Source organism: Methylocapsa polymorpha (genome assembly GCF_045689225.1).
Lineage (GTDB): Bacteria > Pseudomonadota > Alphaproteobacteria > Rhizobiales > Beijerinckiaceae > Methylocapsa > Methylocapsa polymorpha.
Window position 1 is genome coordinate 1,641,431 of the sequence record NZ_CP136862.1, and the last position, 20,710, is coordinate 1,662,140.

Sequence of the window (20,710 nt, forward strand, 5' to 3'; positions counted from 1 at the left end):
ATTGGTGGGTCGACCTAAACGAGAGGAATGGAAGGGTCGGAGTGCGGATGGACCCTCGCATCCAGCCTTTGCGCATCTTTCGTCCGACGCCCTGCGGCGGCTTTCGATTTACGCCGAGCTTTTGAAAAAATGGCAGCGGGTGATCAATCTCGTCGGCGCCGCCAGCCTCGATGATCTCTGGGTCCGGCATTTCGCGGATTCGCTCCAGGTCTCGGACGCTATGCCGGAGGCGCGGCGATGGATTGATCTTGGCTCCGGCGCAGGCTTCCCGGGGCTTGTCACGGCGATAAGATATGCCGACGATGCCCAGGCCCGAATCCATCTCATCGAATCCGATCAGCGCAAATGCGCTTTTCTGCGCGAAGTTTCACGTGAAACAGGGGCGCGCGCGATCATCCATTGCGATCGGATCGAAAAAATCCTGCCGGAATTCCACGAACCGATCGAGGCCGTGAGCGCCCGCGCCCTTGCGCCGCTTCCCACGCTCCTCTTCTATGCCGAAAAATTCCTGGAGGCCGGAGCCGTCGGCGTCTTTTCCAAGGGACAACAGGTCGAAGCCGAATTGACCGACTCATTCACGCTAAGTAAATATTTGATCACGACCATGGAGAGTAAGACTTGCGCCTCGGCTCGCCTCGTCATCCTCAGACGGCGCGGCGATTCCGCGCCTGATCTCGGCGCTCAGCCGCCGATTTCGCCATGAGATCGCGCGTGACCATTAGCGCTATAAAAATGTACAATAGTTTATCGTGCACAATCTAAGCGTCCGGTTTGACAAAGCCAAAGCCGCCGCTGATCGCTCGGCCTCTTCGAGGAGTTCAAATTGGCCTCGTTCTCCACCGCCATGCGCGTCCTCGCGCTCGCCAATCAAAAGGGCGGAGTGGGCAAGACGACGACCGCGATCAACCTCGGCACCGCACTCGCTGCTATCGGCGAAAACGTCCTGATCGTCGACCTCGACCCGCAGGGCAACGCCTCGACAGGGCTGGGCATTGATCGCCGCAACCGCCGCCTCTCAACCTATGATGTCTTGATCGGCGAAGAACCCTTGGCCGCCGTGCTGCAAACGACCGCCGTGCCTAGGCTGACCGTCGCGCCCTCGACCCTCGATCTCCTCGGCGTGGAGCTTGAAATCGCCGGACGGAAAGACCGCGCCTTTTGCCTCAAGAGCGCGTTGCAGACTTTGGAAGTCGAGCAGCGCAATCGATCGGACGCGGAATGTTTTACTTATGTCCTTATCGACTGTCCGCCGTCGCTCAATCTTCTCACAATGAACGCGATGGCGGCGTCGCATAGCGTCCTCGTGCCTTTGCAATGCGAGTTTTTCGCCCTCGAAGGCCTGTCGCAACTCCTGAGCACAGTCGACCAGGTCAAGAAAAGCTTGAACCCTCGCCTGACGGTTCATGGCATTGTTCTTACCATGTTCGACTCCCGCAACAGCCTTGCCGCGCAAGTCGTCGCCGATGTGCGCGGCTTCATGGGCGAGAAAGTCTATGAGACCGTCATTCCGCGCAATGTGCGAATTTCGGAGGCGCCGTCGCACGGCAAGCCCGTCCTTCTCTATGATCTGAAATGCGCCGGCAGCCAGGCCTATTTGAAGCTCGCCTCCGAAGTGATCCAGCGCGAACGCGTCTACCGCGCCGCGGAACTTGGGCCGGGGGAGCCCCGAGAGGAAACACATGACGAAAGTCTCCAAAATGGCGGATGAACCAAGGCCGCGTCTCGGCCGCGGCCTCGCCGCCTTGATCGGCGACGCCCAGGAGCCCGACGCGGCGGGCGCGGCGGCGCGGCGCGCAGCCAGAAAAAGATCCCGATCGAATTCGTCCGCCCCAATCCGCGCAATCCGCGCAAGAGCTTCGAGGAGGAGGAGCTCGAAGATCTTGCGGCCTCCATCAGGGAAAAGGGCATTCTCCAGCCCATTCTCGTGCGCCCCGCGCCAGGGCTCGCGGACGCTTATGAGATCATCGCCGGAGAGCGCCGCTGGCGCGCGGCGCAGCGCGCCGGCCTTCACGAAGTGCCGATCATCAGCGTCGAAGCCGACGACCGTCAGGCGCTCGAGCTCGCGATCATTGAAAACGTGCAGCGCAGCGACCTCAATGCGCTCGAGGAAGCGTCCGGCTATGATCGCCTGAGCCTGGAGTTCGGCTATTCGCAAAGCGATCTCGCCAAGGTCATCGGCAAGAGCCGCAGCCATGTCGCCAATAGCCTGCGACTCCTGAAGCTTCCCGAGCGCACCAAGCAGTTTTTGATCGCAGGCCAAATTTCGGCGGGACATGCGCGCGCGCTTTTATCCTTGGCCGATCCCGACGGGCTCGCCGAGCGCATCGTCGCGCAAGGCCTGAGCGTGCGGGATGTCGAGCGGCTCGTCCAGGAGGACGCCGAGCGCGGGCTCGGTCAAAAAGGCAAGGGCGGCCCGAAACGCGGGACGCCGGAAAAGGACGCGGATACGCGGGCGCTCGAAACCCGCCTCATGACCGCGCTGGGCCTGAAAGTGATGATCGCCAACAAGGGCGAAAGCGGCGAGGTTCGCATCGCCTATAAGAGCCTGGACCAGCTCGACTCAATCTGCCGCCTGCTCAAGGGCGAGGGATGAGTCTATCCGAGCGGGCGCGGCGGCAAGGGAGACCCTCCTGCCTCGTCGCGGAAAACTTAAATAAATATTCTTAAATTTCACGCTCCGACGGCTGCGCGATTTTCGATCCGCTCCTTTCTGGACCAGCGCGTGAGGGCCGCTCGGACGGGCTCATCAATATAGATCAGGCAAATGCTGGAAAAAGCGATCACGCCGCCCAAAGTCGCAACAAAGAATAAGTCGAGAGATGCGCCGTGCAAATCATAGTGACTGGCGATCAGTCTTGCGACATGCACCCCCGGATAGTGAAGAACGTAAAGCGGGTAGGAAAGGCGGCCGGCGAATAGGCACAGCTCCGCCGGCCGCCCAGAGATCTGCGTCTCCGCGCCCACCGCGACGATCATCGGAAAAAGAAAGAAAACGCAAAGGGCGTCGTAGAGCCATGTGACCTGGAGGGGGAGGGCCAGCGCCGCGCACATCGCAGCGGCAAGGACCAGGGGGACATAGCCGGGCGGCGCCTTGCGCAAACGGTCTCGCAACAGGCGCTCCGATAAGCGGAAAAGAAGCACTCCGGCGGAAAATGAAAACAGGATGCGCCACGATCCGAGAAGGAGCGACGTCCACTCGGTGCCGCCAAATATCCCATTATGTTCATAAGCGGTGATGGTCAGCCCGAGCGCGCCCACAGCCGTGACCATGGCCAGGCGCGGGGTGGTCAAGTGACGCGCGCTGATCGCGTAAAGAGCATTGATGGAAATCTGGAAGAACAGAGACCATACCGGCACGTTCAATGGAAAGGCGCTCGTATAGCCAGGGCCAGTGATGACGTGAGACGGCAGCATCAGGGCGCCAAGAACAAGCGCCTCGACGAGAGGTATCGACAAGTCCCACTCGGCCCGGCTTGCTATCCGAAAAAAGAAGACGATTGCGCCAATCGACATGCCCAGCAGGAGCATCGGATAAAGCCGAATCAACCGCGTGGTCGCGAAAGAGAGAAGAGTTTTACGCCCGTCGCGCAGGCGCCGATCATAAGCGAAGGCGACCACGAATCCGCTCAACAGGAAGAAGAAATCGACGGAAAGCTTGGAATGCGGAAAAATGTCGCCAACCTCCAAGGTCCTAGCGAAATGCGATAGAACGATCGATATGGCCGCTATCCCTCGCAGTCCATCCAGAAAGACGAAGCGGTGCTCCCGCACTGAATTGGTCACCCGATTCTCCAATCGATCGTCAATGCTAATCAGGGCTCCGGCGTAAATTACCTAGAAACTTAAAAGTTGAGTGTCAGAAGAGATTAATTATCAGCGCTCAATCACAAAGTTTATTCCCAAAAAACAGTCAGACCGAAGCCTCACAAAAGAGGTCTGTTCGGACCATTAAAATAATCGGGCGATGTTTGCATCCCCCGTTCGGTATTGAAATCTGAATATTCGGGAAGGCCTCGCCAGCGGATTGACGCGGCCAAACGCTTTTCCGCTCTTGGAGGCGCGCGCCATTGTCTTTTCGGGCGAGCGGCATAGGGAAAAGGGGCACGGCTGGCGCTTTGCATAGCCCAGCGAGCGAAGTGTTTCTTGCTTTCACATTTCCGTGAGGCGCTGCGTCAGGCGGCGCCTTTCTGGAAGATGAACTTGTCGCTGCCGCACTGGAGCACGAGCCTGCGCTCCGCGGCGAAACGATTGACCGCAGCAGGCACGCCCGGCCATCCGGGGCTGTAATCGTCGCCGAACATCACGCCGCCCGGCCGCAGAAGATCGAAATATAGTTTCAGATCGAGATAGACTTCGTCCTCTTCATGCCCGGCGTCGACATAGATGGCGTCCGGGCGGACCGACAGACGCTTCAACAGATAGAATGCGGCCGAGGAAGTCATGGGCAGCGGGTAGATGCGATCCTCCACGCCGGCATGTTTGATGTTTGCGATAAATTGCCGAAACATGGACGGATAGCCCCCCTTCAATTGCAAGGAACGGCGGTAGTTCGGATCGACCCAGAGCGTGTCGTTCGATCCGAGCCATGTATCGACGCAAATGAACCGCGTATCGAGCTTTTCTGCTTCCGCCAGCTTGGCCATATGAATGATCGACGCGCCTTTCCATGTGCCGATCTCAATGACCAGCGAAGGTCTGGCGAATTTCAAAACGTTTTCGAATATAGGGCTTGTGCTTCCCCACCCCTGAATATCCGGCGGTAGGTTTGCGTCGAGTTCGGAATAGTCCCGATCCAACCCGATCGTGAGGAACTTGGCGTCGAGCTCTCGTTTGACTTCATCGCTCATGGCGACCTCTTCTCCCCCGATTCAAACTGAGTGAAGCGATATGTTTCGCCCGCCGCCGACCGCGCGTCGCGGACATGTTGGCCGCACCCCTTCCGACACGGTATGGCCGGTGAAACTTGCGCCGACATTGTCGCTCTTCGCCGCAACGACAAATTCGCTACGCGGCGGCCTTACAAAAAACTCTGCGGATCGATGTCCACCGCCACCCGCACGCCGCCGCGCTCCGGCGGTCCGGCGGCGAGCAGGGCCCGCAGAAACCCTTGCAGGTCCGCCGATCTTGGCGCGCGTAAAAGCAGGCGGAAACGATGGCGCCCGCGAATGACAGCAATCGGCGCTTCGGCCGGCCCGAGCAAACTCATCTCATCGTCCCGGGCAGCCCGCCCGCCGGGCTAAGCGTCCAGCCGGGCGAAGGCTCCAGACTATAGGCAGCGCGCGCGAGGGCGCGAGCGAAGGCCTCGGCGGAGGCGGCATCCTTGCCCGAGATGATGAGCGCGGCGAGGCGGCCAAAGGCGGCAGGCCGGCGCGGCGGCGCTGCTCGGTTTCCTCCCTGAAGAAGCGCTCGAAATCGCCAGAGAGAAGCGCCTGCATCACCGGATGCTCGGGCTGCCATGTCTGCACCAGCGCGCGGCCCGGCGTATCGAAACGCCCGGCGCGTCCGGTCACCTGCTGCAGCAGCTGGAAGGTGCGCTCGGCCGCGCGCGGATCTCCCGAGGTCAAGCCAATATCGGCGTCGATCACGCCGACGAGCGAAAGCAGCGGGAAATTATGCCCTTTGGCGACAAGTTGCGTACCTATGACAATATCGCATTCGCCGCGCGAGATGGCTTCGAGCTCCGCGCGCAGCCGTTCCGTTCCGCCAGGAAAATCGGAGGAGAGGACCAGAATGCGGGCGTCTGGAAACAGCTCCGCCGCTTCTTCGGCCAATCGCTCGATGCCGGGGCCGCAAGCCATCAGCGACTCGACCGCTTCGCAGCTCGGGCATATATGCGGCCGGCGCTCGATATGGCCGCAATGATGGCACATCAAGGCGCGGCGAAACCGATGCTCGACCAGCCAGGCCGTGCAATTCGGACATTGGAAACGGTGGCCGCAAGCCCGGCACAGGGTCAGCGGCGCATAGCCGCGCCGGTTCAGGAAAAGCAGCCCCTGCTCGCCGCGCTGAAGCGTTTCCCGCAAGCCCGCCTCGAGGCGCGGCGAAATCCATTTGCCCCGCTTCGCCGCCTCGCGCCGCAGATCGATGGCCGCGATCGCCGGCATCAGGCGACCCTGGAAACGTCCCTTGAGCTTCAAATGCCGGTAGCGCCCTTGCTCGGCGTTGACCCGCGTCTCGATCGACGGCGTCGCCGAGGCGAGAATGACAGCGGCTTTCTCGATCTGGCCGCGCACCACGGCCATGTCGCGGGCGTGATAATTGACCCCGTCCTCCTGTTTATAGGCCGCTTCATGCTCTTCATCGACGATCAGCGCGGCGAGGTCCGTGAAAGGGAGAAAGAGCGCGGATCTTGCGCCTACGATGACCTTCGCCTCGCCGGAGGCTGCGGCGCTCCAGACGCGGGCCCGCTTGCGGGCGCTGACGCCCGAATGCCATTCGGCCGGCCGGGCCCCGAACCGCGCCGCGAAACGATCGAGAAATTGCGTCGTGAGCGCGATCTCCGGCATAAGAACCAAGGCTTGGCGCCCTGCCTTCAGGCTCGCGGCGATCGCTTCGAAATAGACTTCCGTCTTGCCTGATCCGGTCACGCCTTCGAGCAGGGTCACGGAGAAATCGCGGGCGGCAACCGAAGCCGCAAGGGCGGCGGCCGCCTCGGCCTGGTCGGTTTCAAGGCTAGGCTGCGCGAAATCCGGAGCGCAGGGGAGCGCGACCGGCTCCGGCGGCAGCGCAATTGTTTCAAGCGCGCCATCATCGACGAGCCCATCGATCACGCCGGTCGAGCAGGCCGCCGCCTCGGCGAGCGCCGATTTCAGAAAGGCAAGACCGCCTTCGGCCGCCGCAAGAACTCTTTTCCGCGCCGGCGTCATGCGGGCGGGCGGCGCGCCCGCGAGGCGGACGCCGACCCGAACGGGTTCAGGCCCGGCGGAAGACGCCGCCCGAACGGCCATGCGCAAAACCATGCCGCGCGGGCTCATGGTCCAACGCGCCACCCAGTCGATGAATTTTCGCAGTTTTTCCGCCAGCGGCGGCAGATCAAGCCTTGCGGCGACGCTTTTCAGATTCGACTGCGCGCCTGTCGCTGGCCTCAGGCTCCAGATAACTCCGACGGTCGTTCGCGCGCCGAGCGGCGCCTCGACGAAATCGCCTTCAGCGAGATCGAGCCCGGAGGGCGCAAGATACGAATAGACGTTGTCCACCGCTACCGGGATCAGCACATCGGCGACGCGGGGGCCGGCTTCGCTTTCGCCGTCAGACCGGAACGCGAAAAAGCTCGCCGACTTTTCCGACAATGCCGCGCTCCGATATTGGGTTCGCCGCTTCGCTGCGTGGGTCGATGGCGCGCGACTCTAGAGCATGTTCCGAAAAAGTTGATCGACTTTTTCGATCAGAACATGCTCCAACTCTTTGAATTTGAGCGATTCCTTTTCGATCAGATGATTCCATCCGATCGGGAAGCGCTCTAGGCGCTGGGCGCATCAAAGCCCAAGGCGGCGGAGTTAGGAAGGGAGAAGCGGGCAACCTTTAGCCGCTCATCCTTCGAGACGCGCCTGCGGCGCTCCTCAGGATGAGGCTTCGGGCCTATGTGTTCATCGCCTCGAAGAACATGGAATTGCCTTTCGGCGTCTCGCGCAGCTTGCCGAGCAGGAATTCGATCCCGTCCACCGTGCCCATCGGATTGAGGATGCGGCGGAGCACATACATTTTCTTCAAGATGTCTGGCGGCACCAGCAGCTCCTCCTTGCGGGTGCCGGAGCGGGTGATGTCGATCGCCGGGAAGGTGCGCTTGTCCGCCACCTTGCGGTCGAGAATGATTTCCGAATTGCCGGTGCCTTTGAACTCCTCGAAAATCACCTCGTCCATGCGCGAGCCGGTGTCGATCAGCGCGGTCGCGATAATGGTCAGCGAGCCGCCTTCCTCGATATTGCGCGCCGCGCCGAAGAAGCGCTTCGGCCGCTGCAGGGCGTTGGCGTCGACGCCGCCGGTCAGCACCTTGCCGGAGGATGGAACCACGGTGTTATAGGCGCGGCCCAATCGCGTGATCGAATCCAGAAGGATCACGACGTCGCGGCCATGCTCGACGAGGCGCTTGGCCTTTTCGATCACCATTTCGGCGACCTGGACATGGCGCACCGCCGGCTCGTCAAAGGTCGAGGAGATCACCTCGCCTTGAACCGAGCGCTGCATGTCGGTGACTTCCTCCGGCCGCTCGTCGATCAGAAGCACGATCAGATAGCATTCCGGATGATTGGCGGTGACGGATTGCGCGATATTCTGCAAGAGCACCGTCTTGCCGGTGCGGGGCGGCGCGACGATGAGGGCGCGCTGGCCCTTGCCGATCGGCGCGACAATGTCGATGACGCGGGCGGACAAATCCTTCTTCGTCGGATCATCGACCTCGAGCTTCAGGCGCTCGTCGGGGTAAAGCGGCGTCAGATTGTCGAAATGGACCTTGTGGCGGATTTTCTCCGGGTCCTCGAAATTGATCGTATTGACCTTGAGAAGGGCGAAATAGCGCTCGCCTTCCTTCGGGCTGCGAATGAGCCCCTCGACCGTATCGCCGGTGCGCAAGCCGAAACGGCGGATCTGAGAGGGCGAGACATAGATGTCGTCGGGGCCGGCCAGATAATTCGCGTCCGGCGAACGGAGGAACCCGAAACCGTCCTGCAAAACCTCGATGACGCCTTCGCCGACGATCTCGATGTCGCGGCTCGCCAATTGTTTGAGAATGGCGAACATGAGCTCTTGCTTGCGCATGATCGAAGCATTCTCGACTTCGTGCTCTTCGGCGAAGCCAAGCAATTCGGTCGGCGACTTGAGCTTCAAGTCCTGCAGCTTAATTTCCCGCATAGGGATGGAGTCCTTGGAAGATGGCGCGATCCGCTCGCGAAAGGACAGGAAAGCGATGACGCAACCAGGTCCTGAAAGACAGGGGTGGGAGTCCCGAAAGACAGGTGCAAGGGTCTCGACGCGGCGCTAGGCACGCGCCTGATGATATCCAGAAACCTGCGAGGAGGGACCCTACCAATAGATCGATTTGGATGCTTTGACAAGCAAAAGCAATCCTATCGCGATTCGTCTTGCAGATCAAAACGGCTTGATCACGACCAAAATAATGACGCCGAGCATCAGAACCGTCGGAATTTCATTGAGAATTCGGTAAAAACGCGCGTCATGCCGGTTCGTTTCCGAAGCGAAATCCTTCCGGATCCGGCTGAAATATCCGTGAAGCGCGGTCAAAAGAATAACAAGCAACAGTTTGCCATGCAACCAGCCCGCGTGAAATAAACCGGCATGCCCCGCCAGGGCGAGGCCAGTTATCCACGTGACGATGAGGGCAGGCAGCATGATGAATCGCATCAGCCGGCGCTCCATCACGACGAAGGTTCGCGCCTGCTCCGAGCCCAGAGGCGCTTCGGCATGATAGACGAAAAGACGCGGCAGATAGAGCATCCCGGCCATCCAGGAAATGATCGCCGCAATATGGAGAACCTTGGTCCAGAGATAGGCGTCGCTCATGCGGCGGACCCTTGGCGAACGAGATCGACGAGACGCGCCACATGCTCCAGCGGCGTCTCCGGCAGGATGCCATGACCGAGATTGAAAATATACGGCCGCGCTTTGAAGGCGGACAATATTCGCCGCGCTGACGCCTCGAGCGCAGCGCCGCCGGCGACAAGCGCTAAGGGATCAAGATTCCCTTGCAAGACAAGCCTTTGATCGAGGTTCTCGGCGGCCCAAGCGGGATCGACGGAGCTGTCCAGCCCGAGCGCGTCAACGCCGGTTCGGCGCGCGAACTCCTGCAGACGATGGCCCACGCCCTTCGGAAAGCCGATGACGCGGACGCCTTGGCCTTTGCGCTTGAGGCCGGCGACGATCGCTCTGATCGGCTCGACGCACCATCGTTCGAACTCGGCCGCCGGCAGAACGCCAGCCCATGTGTCGAAGATCTGCACCGCTTCGACACCTGCTTCAATCTGTCGCAAGAGATATTCGATCGATGCCGCGACAAGCCTGTCGATGAGAAGCTGAAACAGATCGGGCTGCCGATAGGCGAAAAGCCGCGCCGGCGCCTGGTCGGGCGTGCCGCGTCCGGCAATCATATAGCTTGCGACGGTCCATGGCGCGCCGCAAAAGCCGATCAGCGCTGTTTCATTCGGAAGGCTTGCCGCGACCCGCTCGACCGTTTCGAAAACGGGGGCTAGCCGCATCAGATCGATGCGTTCGTTAAGCTTTGCGAAATCCTCGCATGACAAGATCGGTTCGAGCCTGGGACCTTCGCCAAGCTCGAAGCTGACTTTCTGGCCGAGCGCATCGGGCACGACCAGGATGTCGCTGAAAAGGATCGCGGCGTCGAAGCCGAATCGGCGGATCGGCTGCAGGGTCGCTTCCGTCGCGAGCGCAGGCGTGTAGCAAAAATCGAGGAAAGAAGGGGCTTTGGCGCGGATCTCTCGATATTCGGGCAGATAGCGTCCAGCTTGCCGCATCAGCCAGAGCGGCGGCGGCGCGTTTGCTTTGCCGTCCAGCACGCGAAGAAACGGTTTCGCCTGAATTTGGGGTTTGGCGTCCAATTTTCGAGAAATCCTTAATAATTTATGAATCTTCTTAAGACTGTTTCTTATTCAATTTAGGACGTGGATTAGCCTTATGCGCCGATTTCCACAAATGGTTTAGCCGCATCTGGTTTGTCCCCGGGACTCACAGCGCGATCCCCGCCGTTGCAAAAGCCAAAATTTAAGCGCGATTTGAAGGCGATAGATTTTTTTCCCACCGATTAAAGCAAAGGTTTCTCCAAGGATCGGCCTGATTCACAGGCGCGGCCTGATGAGCGTCCCTTGCCGAGGGCTGTTGATAGCTTTGCGGTCAACTAGCCGAAAAATCGATTGTCATCGGACGGGCGGCGCCATTATCCACTTTCATCCCCGGCAATCCCGCGTTTAAGGGAAAACCCCGGCGAGGCCGTTCGTGGAGCGCCATTACTGCCATCTGCATCTGATTTCCGACGCGACTGGGGAGACCTTGATCGCGGTGAGCCGCGCCGTCGCCGCTCAATATCAAGGCGTGTCGTCGCTTGAGCACATCTATCCGCTCGTGCGCACGCGAAGGCAGCTTGAAAGAGTGATCAACGAGATCGCCGCCGCGCCCGGCATGGTCTTGTTCACCCTGGTCGATCAGGAGCTGGCGCACCGCTTGGAGGAGGGGTGCAAGGAGATCGGCGCGCCTTGTCTTTCGGTTTTGCAGCCGATCTTGAACCTGTTCCAGTCCTATCTAGGCGCGCCGGCTACGCCGCGGCCCGGCGCGCAGCATATGCTCAACGCCGATTATTTCAGGCGGATCGACGCCCTGAACTTCACTTTGATGCACGATGACGGGCAGCAGTCGGAGAATTATGAAGCCGCCGACGTTCTCCTCATCGGTGTGAGCCGGACGTCGAAAACGCCGACCAGCATCTATCTCGCCAATCGCGGCGTCAAAACCGCGAATATCCCGTTTGTGCCCGATGTGCCTCTGCCGAAATCGATCGAGAGCCTGCGCAAGCCCCTCGTCGTCGGCCTGTTGGCGACGCCGGACAGCATCGTCCAGGTCCGCAGGATGCGGCTTTTGTCCTTGGACGCGGATCAGGATTCGCCTTATGTCGATCGGCATGTCGTCGCTGACGAGGTGGCCCAATCGCGCAAGCTCTTCGAGCGGCGCGGGTGGGCGACGATCGATGTGACGCGCCGCTCGATCGAAGAGACGGCGGCGGCGATCATCGACCTCTATAATATTCACAGGCTGAAGTTCATCTCCTGCTCATGACAAAGCTTTGGCGCGGGGCGCCCCTCATTCTCGCCTCGAAAAGCAGCTCCAGACGCGGCCTTCTCGCCGGCGCCGGCATAGCTTTCGAGGTAGTGGACTCCTTTATAGACGAGCGCGCGGTCGAAGCGCCGCTTTGCGCCGCCGGCGCCGGGGGAGCCGAGATCGCCCGCCATTTGGCCCGCGCGAAAGCCTTGGCGGTCAGCGCAAAGCAGCCGGATCGCCTTGTCGTGGGCGCCGACCAGACGCTTTCGCTTGAAGGCCAGGTCTTTGTTAAGCCCCCCGACCGCGCGGCGGCGGCGGCGCAGCTCGCGGCTTTGTCCGGCCACACGCATGAACTTCGTTCGGCTCTGTGCGTCGCGCGGGCGAATGAGGTCCTGTTCGAAGCCGCGCCGGTCGCGAGGCTTGCCGTGCGGCGCTTATCGCAGGCTTTCATCGAGGCCTATATCGCCATGGTCGGCGACGCCGTGCTGGCGAGCGTCGGCGCCTATCAGATCGAGGGTCTCGGCATTCATCTGTTCGAAAAAATCGAGGGCGATCATTCGACGATCCTTGGACTTCCGCTCCTGCCGCTTTTGACCTATCTGCGCCAGGAAGGCAGCCTGCTCCGATGAGCGTCGAAAGCAGCCCTCAGCCGAAGGCCTGCATTATCGGCTGGCCAGCAGGCCATTCCCGCTCGCCGATCATTCATGGATTTTGGCTGGCGCAGCACGGACTCGCCGGCTCTTATGAACGCGCTGCGGTCGCGCCGGGGGATTTCGCGCGCTTCGTCCATGATTTCGCCCGCAACGGCTTTGTCGGGGCGAATGTGACCTTGCCGCATAAGCAGGCGGCTTTCGAACTCTGCGATGCGACCACGGAAACGGCGGCGAAGCTCCAGGCCGTGAATACGCTGTGGCTTGAAGACGGCAAGCTCTGCGGCGACAATACGGATGTGGAGGGGTTTCTCGCCGCCCTGGATCAGGATGCGCCGGGCTGGGCCGCCCATGCCGACAAAGCCGTCGTTCTCGGCGCGGGGGGAGCGGCGCGGGCGATCATCCACGCGCTTTTGCTTCGCGGCGTCAAAAGGATCGCGCTGGTCAACCGAACGAAGGCGCGCGCCTTGGAGCTTGCGGGGCAGGCCGGCGCGGCGGTCGAGGCTGTGGACTGGGCCGAGCTCGGCCCGGCGCTAAGCGACGCCGATCTTCTCGTCAACACGACATCGCTCGGGATGAAAAGCCAGCCTGCGCTCGAGATCGATCTCGGGCCTTTGCCGGCGCAGGCTATCGTTAGCGACATTGTTTACGTTCCGCTCGAAACGGAGCTTCTCCGCATGGCTAAAGCGCGGGGTTTGCGAGGGGTTTCCGGCCTAGGCATGCTTTTGCATCAGGCGGCGCCGGGATTCGCCCGCTGGTTCGGGGTCAAGCCTATAGTGACGACCGAGCTGCGCGCCCTCGTCGAGGCCGATATTTTGAAGAGCATCTGAGGCTTCTTCAGCAATACGGAGTGCGACTGGCGCAAGCTTAACTATATTATATGACGATTTACATTAATCGTTATTAGTCATAATATAGCTTTGCCTCAATGGCCAAGCCATTAGGTCTGTTTATTACGTAAATGCCTGATTTCGCATGTTCTATGCCGAACAAGCGTCATTAATATTTAAGGAGAGTTGCAATGAGCGACAGTGCTACTATCAGCGAAAGTGCAGCGACCCAGACTGAAGTGGATGGCGAACCATTATGGATAGCCGAAACCATCGCGGTCACAAACTCCGCAGGTTTCGTAATGTCGTTTAGAGTAGAAAACGATAAGGGAAAGTTCTCTCCCCGGACAGATAATTATCCAATCGGGCAAACGGAGAGAATTGATCTGAAAAAGACGGATATTGCGCCAGAATCAAAAGTATGGCCAGTTGTAAATGCCATATTTGGCAAGACAGAATCGGCTAAAACGCATATCCTCTATAGACCGAATGGCGTGACAGCAAGTTATATTGTCACGGGAACAACCTTAAATTACTCAATAGAATTTGTAGGCGTCAAGTAGCGATTGCCGGCGTTATTCAACTGCAAGCCTTGCAGTTGAATCGGCGAACTATTTGTCCGTTCCCAGCTTGGCGATCACGTCGGGCCAGGAGCGGACTCGCCGCCAATCATTGACGGAATCAAGTCGAACACCTTGCCAGTTCGGCAGCCAGTCTTCACCTCGCCTCTCGATGGCTGATCGAGCCATAGCCTGCGCTCGAAGGAGCGCCTTTGTATACGCGCGCCTTTGCATACGCTATCGTTTATGCTCCCTGGCTCGGCGTCAAGCTGGTCGCGACCTCGGAGCTGCATGAAGAGCGTGTGATGTTTGTCCTGGGCCTTACCGGTTCGATCGGCATGGGAAAATCGACGACCGCCGCTATGTTTCGCGCCGAAGGAATCAAGGTCCATGACGCCGACGCCGTGGTCCATTCTCTTTATCGCGGCGCGGCCGCCCCTGCGATTGAAGCGGCCTTTCCGGGCGCAATGCGCGATGGCGCGGTCGACCGAAGCCGGTTAGGCGCCTGCGTTTTCGATGATCCGTCCGCGCTGCGGCGGCTCGAAGCCATCATTCACCCCATGGTCGCGGCTTCGCGTGACGTCTTCCTCGCCGAGGCGACGAAAAGCGGCGAGCGTCTCGTCGTGCTCGATGTGCCGTTGTTGTTCGAAACCGGGATTGATCGCATGGTCGATGCGGTGGTCCTCGTCTCAGCGCCGGAAACAGTGCAAAAGGAGCGCGCCTCCGCGCGTCCGGGGATGACGCCGCAGCGCCTTGCGGCCATATTGGCCAAGCAAATCCCGGACGCCGAGAAGCGCGCGCGGGCGCATTTCATCATCGACACCAGTTCGGGCTTCGCCGCGGCCGAGCGGCAGGTGCGCGGAATTTTACGCGCTTTGGCTGGCGCCGCCGATAAAGCCAAGAGTCGAAGCGAAATTTGAGGATGTCGATGCGGGAGATCGTTCTCGATACTGAAACGACCGGATTGGATCCGGCGAAGGGGCATAGGATCATCGAGATCGGCTGCGTCGAGCTTTTGAACGCCATCCCGACCGGACAGACGTTCCATGTCTATATCGATCCGGAGCGCGACATCCCTGAAGAGGCGTTTCGGGTGCATGGAATCTCGTCCGAGTTTCTCGCCGGGAAACCCGTATTTTCGCAGATCAGCGCCGATTTCCTGAATTTTCTCGGCGATGGCAAGATCGTCGCGCATAACGCCGAATTCGATCTGCGCTTTCTCAATGCGGAGCTGGCCCTCCTCGAAATCGCGGCGATCGGCCAGGATCGCGTGATCGACACATTGGCTTTGGCCCGGCGCAAATATCCGGGCGCCGGCAATAGTCTCGACGCTCTTTGCGCCCGCTACGGCATCGACGCGTCGCGCCGGACCAAGCATGGCGCCTTGCTCGATGCGGAAATCCTCGCTGAAGTCTATGCCGAGCTGACCGGCGGGCGTCAGGCGGCGCTCGTTTTCGCCGGCGGCCAGCGGGCGTCGGAGGCGGCGACGGGGGCCTTGCTCGTGCAGAGGCCGAAGCCTTGTCCCTCAGCGCTGAGCGAAGAAGAACTCGCCGCTCACGCGGCTTTCGTCGCGGGGCTCGGCGCGAAGGCGATCTGGAGCCATTATCAAAGCTTGGCCGCCGCGGCCGAATGAATGCTTGGGTCCCCCCCGATCGCGTGAGTTGAATGTCGGAACGCGTTGCGCTGCAAGATCTGATTGACTTGCTCGGCGGCAGAAATGCGACGCTTACGCTATATGCGCGAAAACCGTTTCCGACGCTGATTTTCGTTGAGGGCGGTCTCGCCGGTCTGGCTAATTGCTATCTTTCGCAAGAAAGCTGGCTTACGATTTAGGGCTACGCAGGGGCATTGTCACGAAAACGCAGTGACAATGCGTTATTCATCCCGAAATGGATGCCATGCCCAATCACCTGTCTACGCCGGATCGCCTTGGCCATCCCGCCGTGGTCAAAAGTGACAAATCTCTCAAGACCCTATGGGCGGGGAGGCTGCTCGACGCCGACCTCGCCGCCGTCCGGTTCATTTCCCGTTCGGCAAGATCGACCATAGGGCGGGCTTCGGCGATCGGCATCAGCAAGTTGGGAAACGGTTGGCTCTATCCGATTTTAGGGGCGATCATTCTCGCATGGCTTGGCGCGGCGGGATTTCAAGTCGTCGTTCTCGGCGGCTTGAACGCCTTGCTGCTACATTGCCTCTTCCCGTTTATCAAGCGCCGCATCGGGCGGCCGCGGCCGTTTCGCGTCGATCCGCAGCTCTCGTCATTGCTGGCCGTTCTCGACGAGCATTCCTTTCCGAGCGGGCACACGATGACATTGTCGGGCGTGCTCGTCCCGATCGTGCTTATCTGGCCGGCCGCCGTCCTCTCGGCGATCGCATTATTGTGCTGCATGGCGTGGTCGCGCATCGCGACGGCCCACCATTACCCGAGCGATATTTTCGCCGGCGCGATCCTGGGCATCGTTCTAGGCTATCCTCTTTCCATGTGCGTCCTCGCCGTCTGGTGAGAGCCTCGAGAGGCGTCAATTTAATTTCGCCTCGACCGCTCTCGGCAGGCCTCGCGACTTCAGCTTATCAGCGACTAGCTAAGGGGCGTCTTCCGTTCGAGTCATCCGAACGGCGATGATCCCTCGCCCAACGAACGCCTTGTCTTTGCATTTCCCTCTTCTAATTCCTGTTGCCGTGGAGTTTGGGGCCTGTAATGGCGCCGGCATGGCCGCGAAACGAAGGCCGCGGAAACCCGCGTTGACGTCTGACCCGACGCCAAAGCGGCGGGGTCGCCTCCAAAGGTTTCGTCAATACAGCCATAATAAGGTGGATGCGGAAATCGGGAGGCTGATTCGATGGCGAAGGTTTCGAGACGCAACATATTGAGGGGAACGGCTGCCGGCGCGGTGGTCGCGGCCGCGACGCCGACGCAATCCGCCTCCTTCGGCAATCCGGATGAGCCGCCGCAGGGCGCCGTCAACACTAAGGGCAATCCGGCCAGCCTCACTGATCCGGGTCCGCAGAATCCGGCGATCGCCGGCCAGTTTCCATCGGCGCAATTCCCGCCGCCGACCGACGTCAGCGATATGCCATTGTTCTGGGCGTCATTCAACAATGCGCCAAAGCGCATCCAGAACGGCGGCTGGGCGCGTCAGGTCACTCAATTCGACTTCGCCATCGCCGAGACCATCTCCGGCGTCGACATGCGGCTGACCGCCGGCGGCATAAGGGAGATGCACTGGCACCTGGCGGCCGAATGGGGATTTATGACCTATGGCAACTGCCGGGTCACGATTCTCGACGAGATGGGCCGGGCTTCCGTCGCCGACGTGAAAGAGGGCGATCTTTGGTATTTCCCAGCGGGCCTGCCGCATTCGCTGCAAGGGCTCGGGCCGGATGGCTGCGAGTTCCTCTTGTGCTTCGACGACGGCAAGGCGACGGAATATAACACGCTCTTGCTCACCGATTGGCTCGCGCATACGCCGCCGGAGATTCTTGCGGAGAATTTCGGCGTCCCGGTCGAAACCTTCGCGAAGATTCCCCTCCACCAGCTTTATATCTTTCAAGGGACGCTGCCCGGCCCTCTCGCCGCGGACCAGGCGGCGGTGAAGGGACAATTGGGCTTTCCGCCGCATCCGTTCACTTTTTCGCTCGGATCGAGCGCGCCGACCCGGCAGACGAAAGGCGGCGAGGTCCGGATCGCCGACAGCAATAATTTCACCGTCTCCAAGACGATCGCCGCCGCGCTGGTCACGCTGCGGCCTGGGGCTCTGAGGGAGCTGCATTGGCACCCCAACGCCGATGAGTGGCAATATTGGATCAAGGGCAAGGGGCGGATGACGGTCTTCGACTCGGGGCCGAGGGCGGTCACGATGGACTTCAACCCTGGCGACATCGGCTATGTGAAGCGCAGCAACGGGCACTACATCAAGAATGTCGGGGACACCGACCTGCAATTTCTCGAAGTGTTCAAAAGCTCCTATTTCGCCGATGTTTCTCTCTCCGATTGGCTGACGCATACGCCGCCGGCATTGGTCGCCCAGCACCTGAACATCGACCCGGCGACGCTCGCAAAATTTCCCAACAATAAGCCGGAAGTCATGCCGGAGTGATAGGGTCAGGAGGCCCTGCTCAGCACTCGACCACATTGACGGCGAGGCCGCCGAGGCTGGTTTCCTTGTATTTCGACTGCATGTCGCGTCCGGTCTGGCGCATCGTCTCGATGACGGCGTCGAGCGAGACATAATGCGAGCCGTCGCCGCGCAAGGCGAGGCGCGCGGCGTTGATCGCCTTCACCGCCCCCATCGTGTTGCGCTCGATGCAAGGGATCTGGACGAGCCCGCCGATCGGGTCGCAGGTCAGGCCGAGATTGTGCTCCATGCCGATCTCCGCGGCGTTCTCCACCTGCTCGTTGGTTCCTCCAAGCGCCGCGGCGAGGCCGGCCGCGGCCATCGAGCAGGCGACCCCGACCTCGCCCTGGCAGCCCATTTCCGCCGCGGATACGGAGGCGCGCTTCTTGTAGAGCGCCCCTATCGCTGCGGCGGTCAGCAGGAGATTCCGCGATCCGGCAGGCGTCGCGCCGGCGCAAAAGGTCTCGTAATATTTCAGCACGGCGGGGAGCACGCCCGCCGCGCCATTGGTCGGAGCCGTGACGACGCGGCCGCCCGCGGCATTTTCTTCGTTGACGGCCAGCGCATAAAGGCTGACCCAATCGAAGATCCGCGACGGGTCAACGGTCGTGGCCGTCTTGATGAGCTCTTCATGAAGCGCCTTGGCGCGGCGTCGCACCTTGAGGCCGCCGGGCAGAATGCCCCCATGGGCGCAGCCGCGCTCGATGCAGGCGAGCATGGCGTTGCGGACGCGATCCACGAAATCGAGCGTTTCGGACTCCTCCCGCCAAGACTGTTCATTGGCGAGCACAATGTCGGAGATCCGCAGATCATTCTCCTGGCCGATCGCGAGAAGCTCAGCGGCGGATGAGAAAGGAAACCGCAGTCGAAAATTCGAGCCGCGATCGCGGGCTGCAACGTCCTCCCCGTCAAGGACGATCGCCCCGCCGCCGACAGAGTAATATTGCTGCGCAAGGATCGGACGATCGCCATCCAGGGCCGTAAAGCGCATGCCGTTCGGATGGACCGGCAGGAACTCGCCCATCCTGAACAGCAGATGGAGCCCTTCCACAAAAGCCACGCGCTTGCTGCGGCCGAGCATCAGGGCGCCGCTTCGCCGCACGTCTTCGACGACCGCCGCAATTTCCGCGGGTTCGACCTTTTCGGGCTCCCGTCCCGAGAGGCCGAGGATCACGGCGGCGTCGGTCCCGTGGCCCTTTCCAGTCAGCGCTAAGGACCCGTAGAGCTCGATGCGAAGGCCAGTGACGCTTGGCTCGAGGCCGGCTTCTTGGATGGCCAGGGTGAAACGGTAGGCCGCGCGCATGGGGCCGATCGTATGCGAGCTCGAAGGCCCTATGCCGATCGTGAAAAGATCGGCGATGCTGACCGAGGCGTCGGCGCGCCGGCGTCGGGCCGCGGCGTCATCTATGCTGGGTAAATCAAGCATGGGCGGCGCTCTCCAGCCGGGCGGATCGCCGGCGTTTCCGAGCCCCTCTGTCCTTTCGCCTGAGAAACTTGTCCAATCGCGGACGCCGCGCTGCTTCCGGAATTACATATGTCTTCAGGTTCTAGCCTGAAAGCTCCCGGAGCGTTGATCTCGCGCGGCGCCGGTCGAGCCAGTCCTTCTCATGACGATGATCCGATACGGCCATAGGCCCATGGCGATGTCAAGCAACCCGGACGATGGGCGACGGCTTGCGCGCGAATATCTTGGACGCGATCCTGCGGGAGGGTGATCGGCCAAATATCGCCTGAGAAAGAGAGTTTGCAGAGAGGTCGATGCCGACGTCGCGAACTCATTATCTAGACGGTCGGGTTGTTGTTTACGACTGCCCCATGAAAACGCGCGCTGTTTTTATGGCTGCCGACGACGCGCGTGAATCCGCTGCGCCAATCGAGCTTCCTTTGTCTGGGACCCGAAGTTCATGTTCGAGCACGACGCGCTCGTGGGCTTCGGCGCCGCCTTTGATGCGATATTGAAATTCTGTACCTAGCGGCGGCATGAGCCTTGTAACGGTAAAGACTCCGGCCAACTTCAGGTATGTTCCTCCCGACCCATCGAAGCTTACCTGCTGTCCAATTGAGTAGATATGTTTGGCCATGAGTTTTTCCTGTCGAATCCATGAGGCGAAACGCGAGGCGTCCGCCTCCAACTAAGCTGCGCCAATTCGATCTTTTTCCAGAGCCGCATCGAGTTCGGCGGGGCTTACCGCGACCAACTCGATGCGTCCTTGAGGACGAGATATGGCTGGCAGATGTAGCAGCGTCGCGATGCGTCGGTAGACTAGCCTCGACAGGCCCTCGATCAGCTCTTCATCCGTATCGAGGAGATAGTCGCCGGGCGGTTGGATATCGTCGAGATCCCCGAGCTTGAACGGATGCGAGAACGAAATGGTTGAGCGGGTTGTGCGGATGGTCATCGACTTAAACTTCCATTGGCCCGAAGACACGCGAACGCGGCTAGCGCGGCCGCGGGAGCCTGGCAAAAGACCTCGGCGGTTACGCCCGAAGGCAGAAGAGGCGCGCTCAAGGCATTGATGCGACGAATTGGGTGAATAACGGCGATAAAATACAGCCGCGCGACGATGCGCGCAGGTCGAGGGCGCTGCCGGCGCATCTTGCGACCCCATCGGACAACGGAGCCTTTAAGGCCTCGACATTGCTCTGTTGATATGGGTCTTCCAAAACCAATTAGCAAGAGGCGCAGAAGAGTGCGTGGAGAGCTCAACTAAGGCCCGTCCGATCGGACGATTGATTTCGTCGGATGATCAGATAGTCTAGTCACGCTTGAGATCGCG

19 protein-coding genes and 1 pseudogene are annotated in these 20,710 nt (G+C 60.6%); 11 read left to right on the top strand and 9 right to left on the bottom strand.

Features of this window, described 5'->3' with window-relative positions:
* Window positions 1-4 precede the first annotated feature (4 nt).
* From rsmG to RZS28_RS07620, 3 genes are all read left to right on the top strand, one after another.
* On the top strand, window positions 5-703 hold the full coding sequence (gene rsmG, locus RZS28_RS07610; RefSeq protein WP_407340722.1) for a 16S rRNA (guanine(527)-N(7))-methyltransferase RsmG: 699 nt from the start codon (window positions 5-7) through the stop codon (window positions 701-703).
* A gap of 141 nt (window positions 704-844) precedes the next feature.
* Window positions 845-1,708, top strand: coding sequence for a ParA family protein (locus tag RZS28_RS07615; protein ID WP_407341070.1), 864 nt, complete (start codon window positions 845-847; stop codon window positions 1,706-1,708).
* Window positions 1,709-1,813: 105 nt separating this feature from the next.
* A complete protein-coding gene (locus RZS28_RS07620; protein WP_407341071.1) occupies window positions 1,814-2,593 on the top strand; it encodes a ParB/RepB/Spo0J family partition protein in 780 nt (259 codons plus the stop codon).
* A gap of 77 nt (window positions 2,594-2,670) precedes the next feature.
* Here the strand turns inward: RZS28_RS07620 and RZS28_RS07625 are convergent, their stop codons facing one another.
* From RZS28_RS07625 to hemE, 6 genes and pseudogenes are all read right to left on the bottom strand, one after another.
* Window positions 2,671-3,783 carry an acyltransferase family protein gene (locus RZS28_RS07625; protein ID WP_407340723.1) on the bottom strand — a complete coding sequence of 371 codons (1,113 nt, stop codon included), beginning with the start codon at window positions 3,781-3,783 and terminating at the stop codon, window positions 2,671-2,673.
* Between the two features lie 389 nt (window positions 3,784-4,172).
* Entirely contained in the window at window positions 4,173-4,847 is a 675-nt protein-coding gene (locus RZS28_RS07630; RefSeq protein ID WP_407340724.1) for a class I SAM-dependent methyltransferase, read from the bottom strand.
* Window positions 4,848-5,017: 170 nt separating this feature from the next.
* Window positions 5,018-7,214 (bottom strand): annotated as a pseudogene (locus tag RZS28_RS07635) (primosomal protein N').
* A gap of 364 nt (window positions 7,215-7,578) precedes the next feature.
* The gene (rho, locus tag RZS28_RS07640) at window positions 7,579-8,847 is read right to left on the bottom strand and encodes a transcription termination factor Rho (protein ID WP_407340725.1); all 1,269 of its coding nucleotides are present in this window, start codon (window positions 8,845-8,847) and stop codon (window positions 7,579-7,581) included.
* 237 nt (window positions 8,848-9,084) lie between these two features.
* Window positions 9,085-9,516 carry a protoporphyrinogen oxidase HemJ gene (gene hemJ / locus RZS28_RS07645; RefSeq protein ID WP_407340726.1) on the bottom strand — a complete coding sequence of 144 codons (432 nt, stop codon included), beginning with the start codon at window positions 9,514-9,516 and terminating at the stop codon, window positions 9,085-9,087.
* Window positions 9,513-10,568 (bottom strand): uroporphyrinogen decarboxylase, encoded by a 1,056-nt coding sequence (hemE, locus tag RZS28_RS07650; protein ID WP_407340727.1) that lies wholly within the window; start codon window positions 10,566-10,568, stop codon window positions 9,513-9,515. The genes hemJ and hemE overlap by 4 nt, the downstream gene beginning before the upstream one ends.
* Before the next feature lie 394 nt (window positions 10,569-10,962).
* On the opposite strand from hemE, the gene RZS28_RS07655 reads away from it, so the two are divergent.
* The 8 genes from RZS28_RS07655 to RZS28_RS07690 all read left to right on the top strand — a co-directional run bounded on the left by RZS28_RS07655 (window position 10,963) and on the right by RZS28_RS07690 (window position 17,915).
* Window positions 10,963-11,796 (top strand): pyruvate, water dikinase regulatory protein, encoded by an 834-nt coding sequence (locus tag RZS28_RS07655; protein WP_407340728.1) that lies wholly within the window; start codon window positions 10,963-10,965, stop codon window positions 11,794-11,796.
* Window positions 11,793-12,407: a Maf family protein gene (locus RZS28_RS07660; RefSeq protein ID WP_407340729.1), complete on the top strand. Its 615-nt coding sequence runs from the start codon at window positions 11,793-11,795 to the stop codon at window positions 12,405-12,407. Before RZS28_RS07655 ends, RZS28_RS07660 begins: the two co-directional genes overlap by 4 nt.
* Window positions 12,404-13,258: a shikimate dehydrogenase gene (locus RZS28_RS07665; RefSeq protein WP_407340730.1), complete on the top strand. Its 855-nt coding sequence runs from the start codon at window positions 12,404-12,406 to the stop codon at window positions 13,256-13,258. Before RZS28_RS07660 ends, RZS28_RS07665 begins: the two co-directional genes overlap by 4 nt.
* A gap of 191 nt (window positions 13,259-13,449) precedes the next feature.
* Window positions 13,450-13,821, top strand: coding sequence for a hypothetical protein (locus RZS28_RS07670; protein ID WP_407340731.1), 372 nt, complete (start codon window positions 13,450-13,452; stop codon window positions 13,819-13,821).
* Between the two features lie 302 nt (window positions 13,822-14,123).
* The gene (gene coaE / locus RZS28_RS07675; protein WP_407341072.1) at window positions 14,124-14,738 is read left to right on the top strand and encodes a dephospho-CoA kinase; all 615 of its coding nucleotides are present in this window, start codon (window positions 14,124-14,126) and stop codon (window positions 14,736-14,738) included.
* A gap of 8 nt (window positions 14,739-14,746) precedes the next feature.
* On the top strand, window positions 14,747-15,451 hold the full coding sequence (gene dnaQ / locus RZS28_RS07680; protein WP_407340732.1) for a DNA polymerase III subunit epsilon: 705 nt from the start codon (window positions 14,747-14,749) through the stop codon (window positions 15,449-15,451).
* 265 nt (window positions 15,452-15,716) lie between these two features.
* Window positions 15,717-16,322, top strand: a complete 606-nt coding sequence (locus RZS28_RS07685; protein WP_407340733.1) for a phosphatase PAP2 family protein — start codon at window positions 15,717-15,719, stop codon at window positions 16,320-16,322.
* A gap of 336 nt (window positions 16,323-16,658) precedes the next feature.
* Complete coding sequence (locus RZS28_RS07690) at window positions 16,659-17,915, top strand: oxalate decarboxylase family bicupin (protein ID WP_407340734.1); 1,257 nt, start codon at window positions 16,659-16,661, stop codon at window positions 17,913-17,915.
* A 19-nt stretch (window positions 17,916-17,934) separates the two neighbouring features.
* On the opposite strand, the gene RZS28_RS07695 is transcribed toward RZS28_RS07690, so the two are convergent.
* The 3 genes from RZS28_RS07695 to RZS28_RS07705 form a co-directional block, all read right to left on the bottom strand.
* Window positions 17,935-19,359 (bottom strand): L-serine ammonia-lyase, encoded by a 1,425-nt coding sequence (locus tag RZS28_RS07695; RefSeq protein WP_407340735.1) that lies wholly within the window; start codon window positions 19,357-19,359, stop codon window positions 17,935-17,937.
* 376 nt (window positions 19,360-19,735) lie between these two features.
* Window positions 19,736-20,014 carry a hypothetical protein gene (locus tag RZS28_RS07700; RefSeq protein WP_407340736.1) on the bottom strand — a complete coding sequence of 93 codons (279 nt, stop codon included), beginning with the start codon at window positions 20,012-20,014 and terminating at the stop codon, window positions 19,736-19,738.
* Between the two features lie 51 nt (window positions 20,015-20,065).
* Window positions 20,066-20,332 (bottom strand): hypothetical protein, encoded by a 267-nt coding sequence (locus RZS28_RS07705; RefSeq protein WP_407340737.1) that lies wholly within the window; start codon window positions 20,330-20,332, stop codon window positions 20,066-20,068.
* Between the last annotated feature and the right edge of the window lie 378 nt (window positions 20,333-20,710).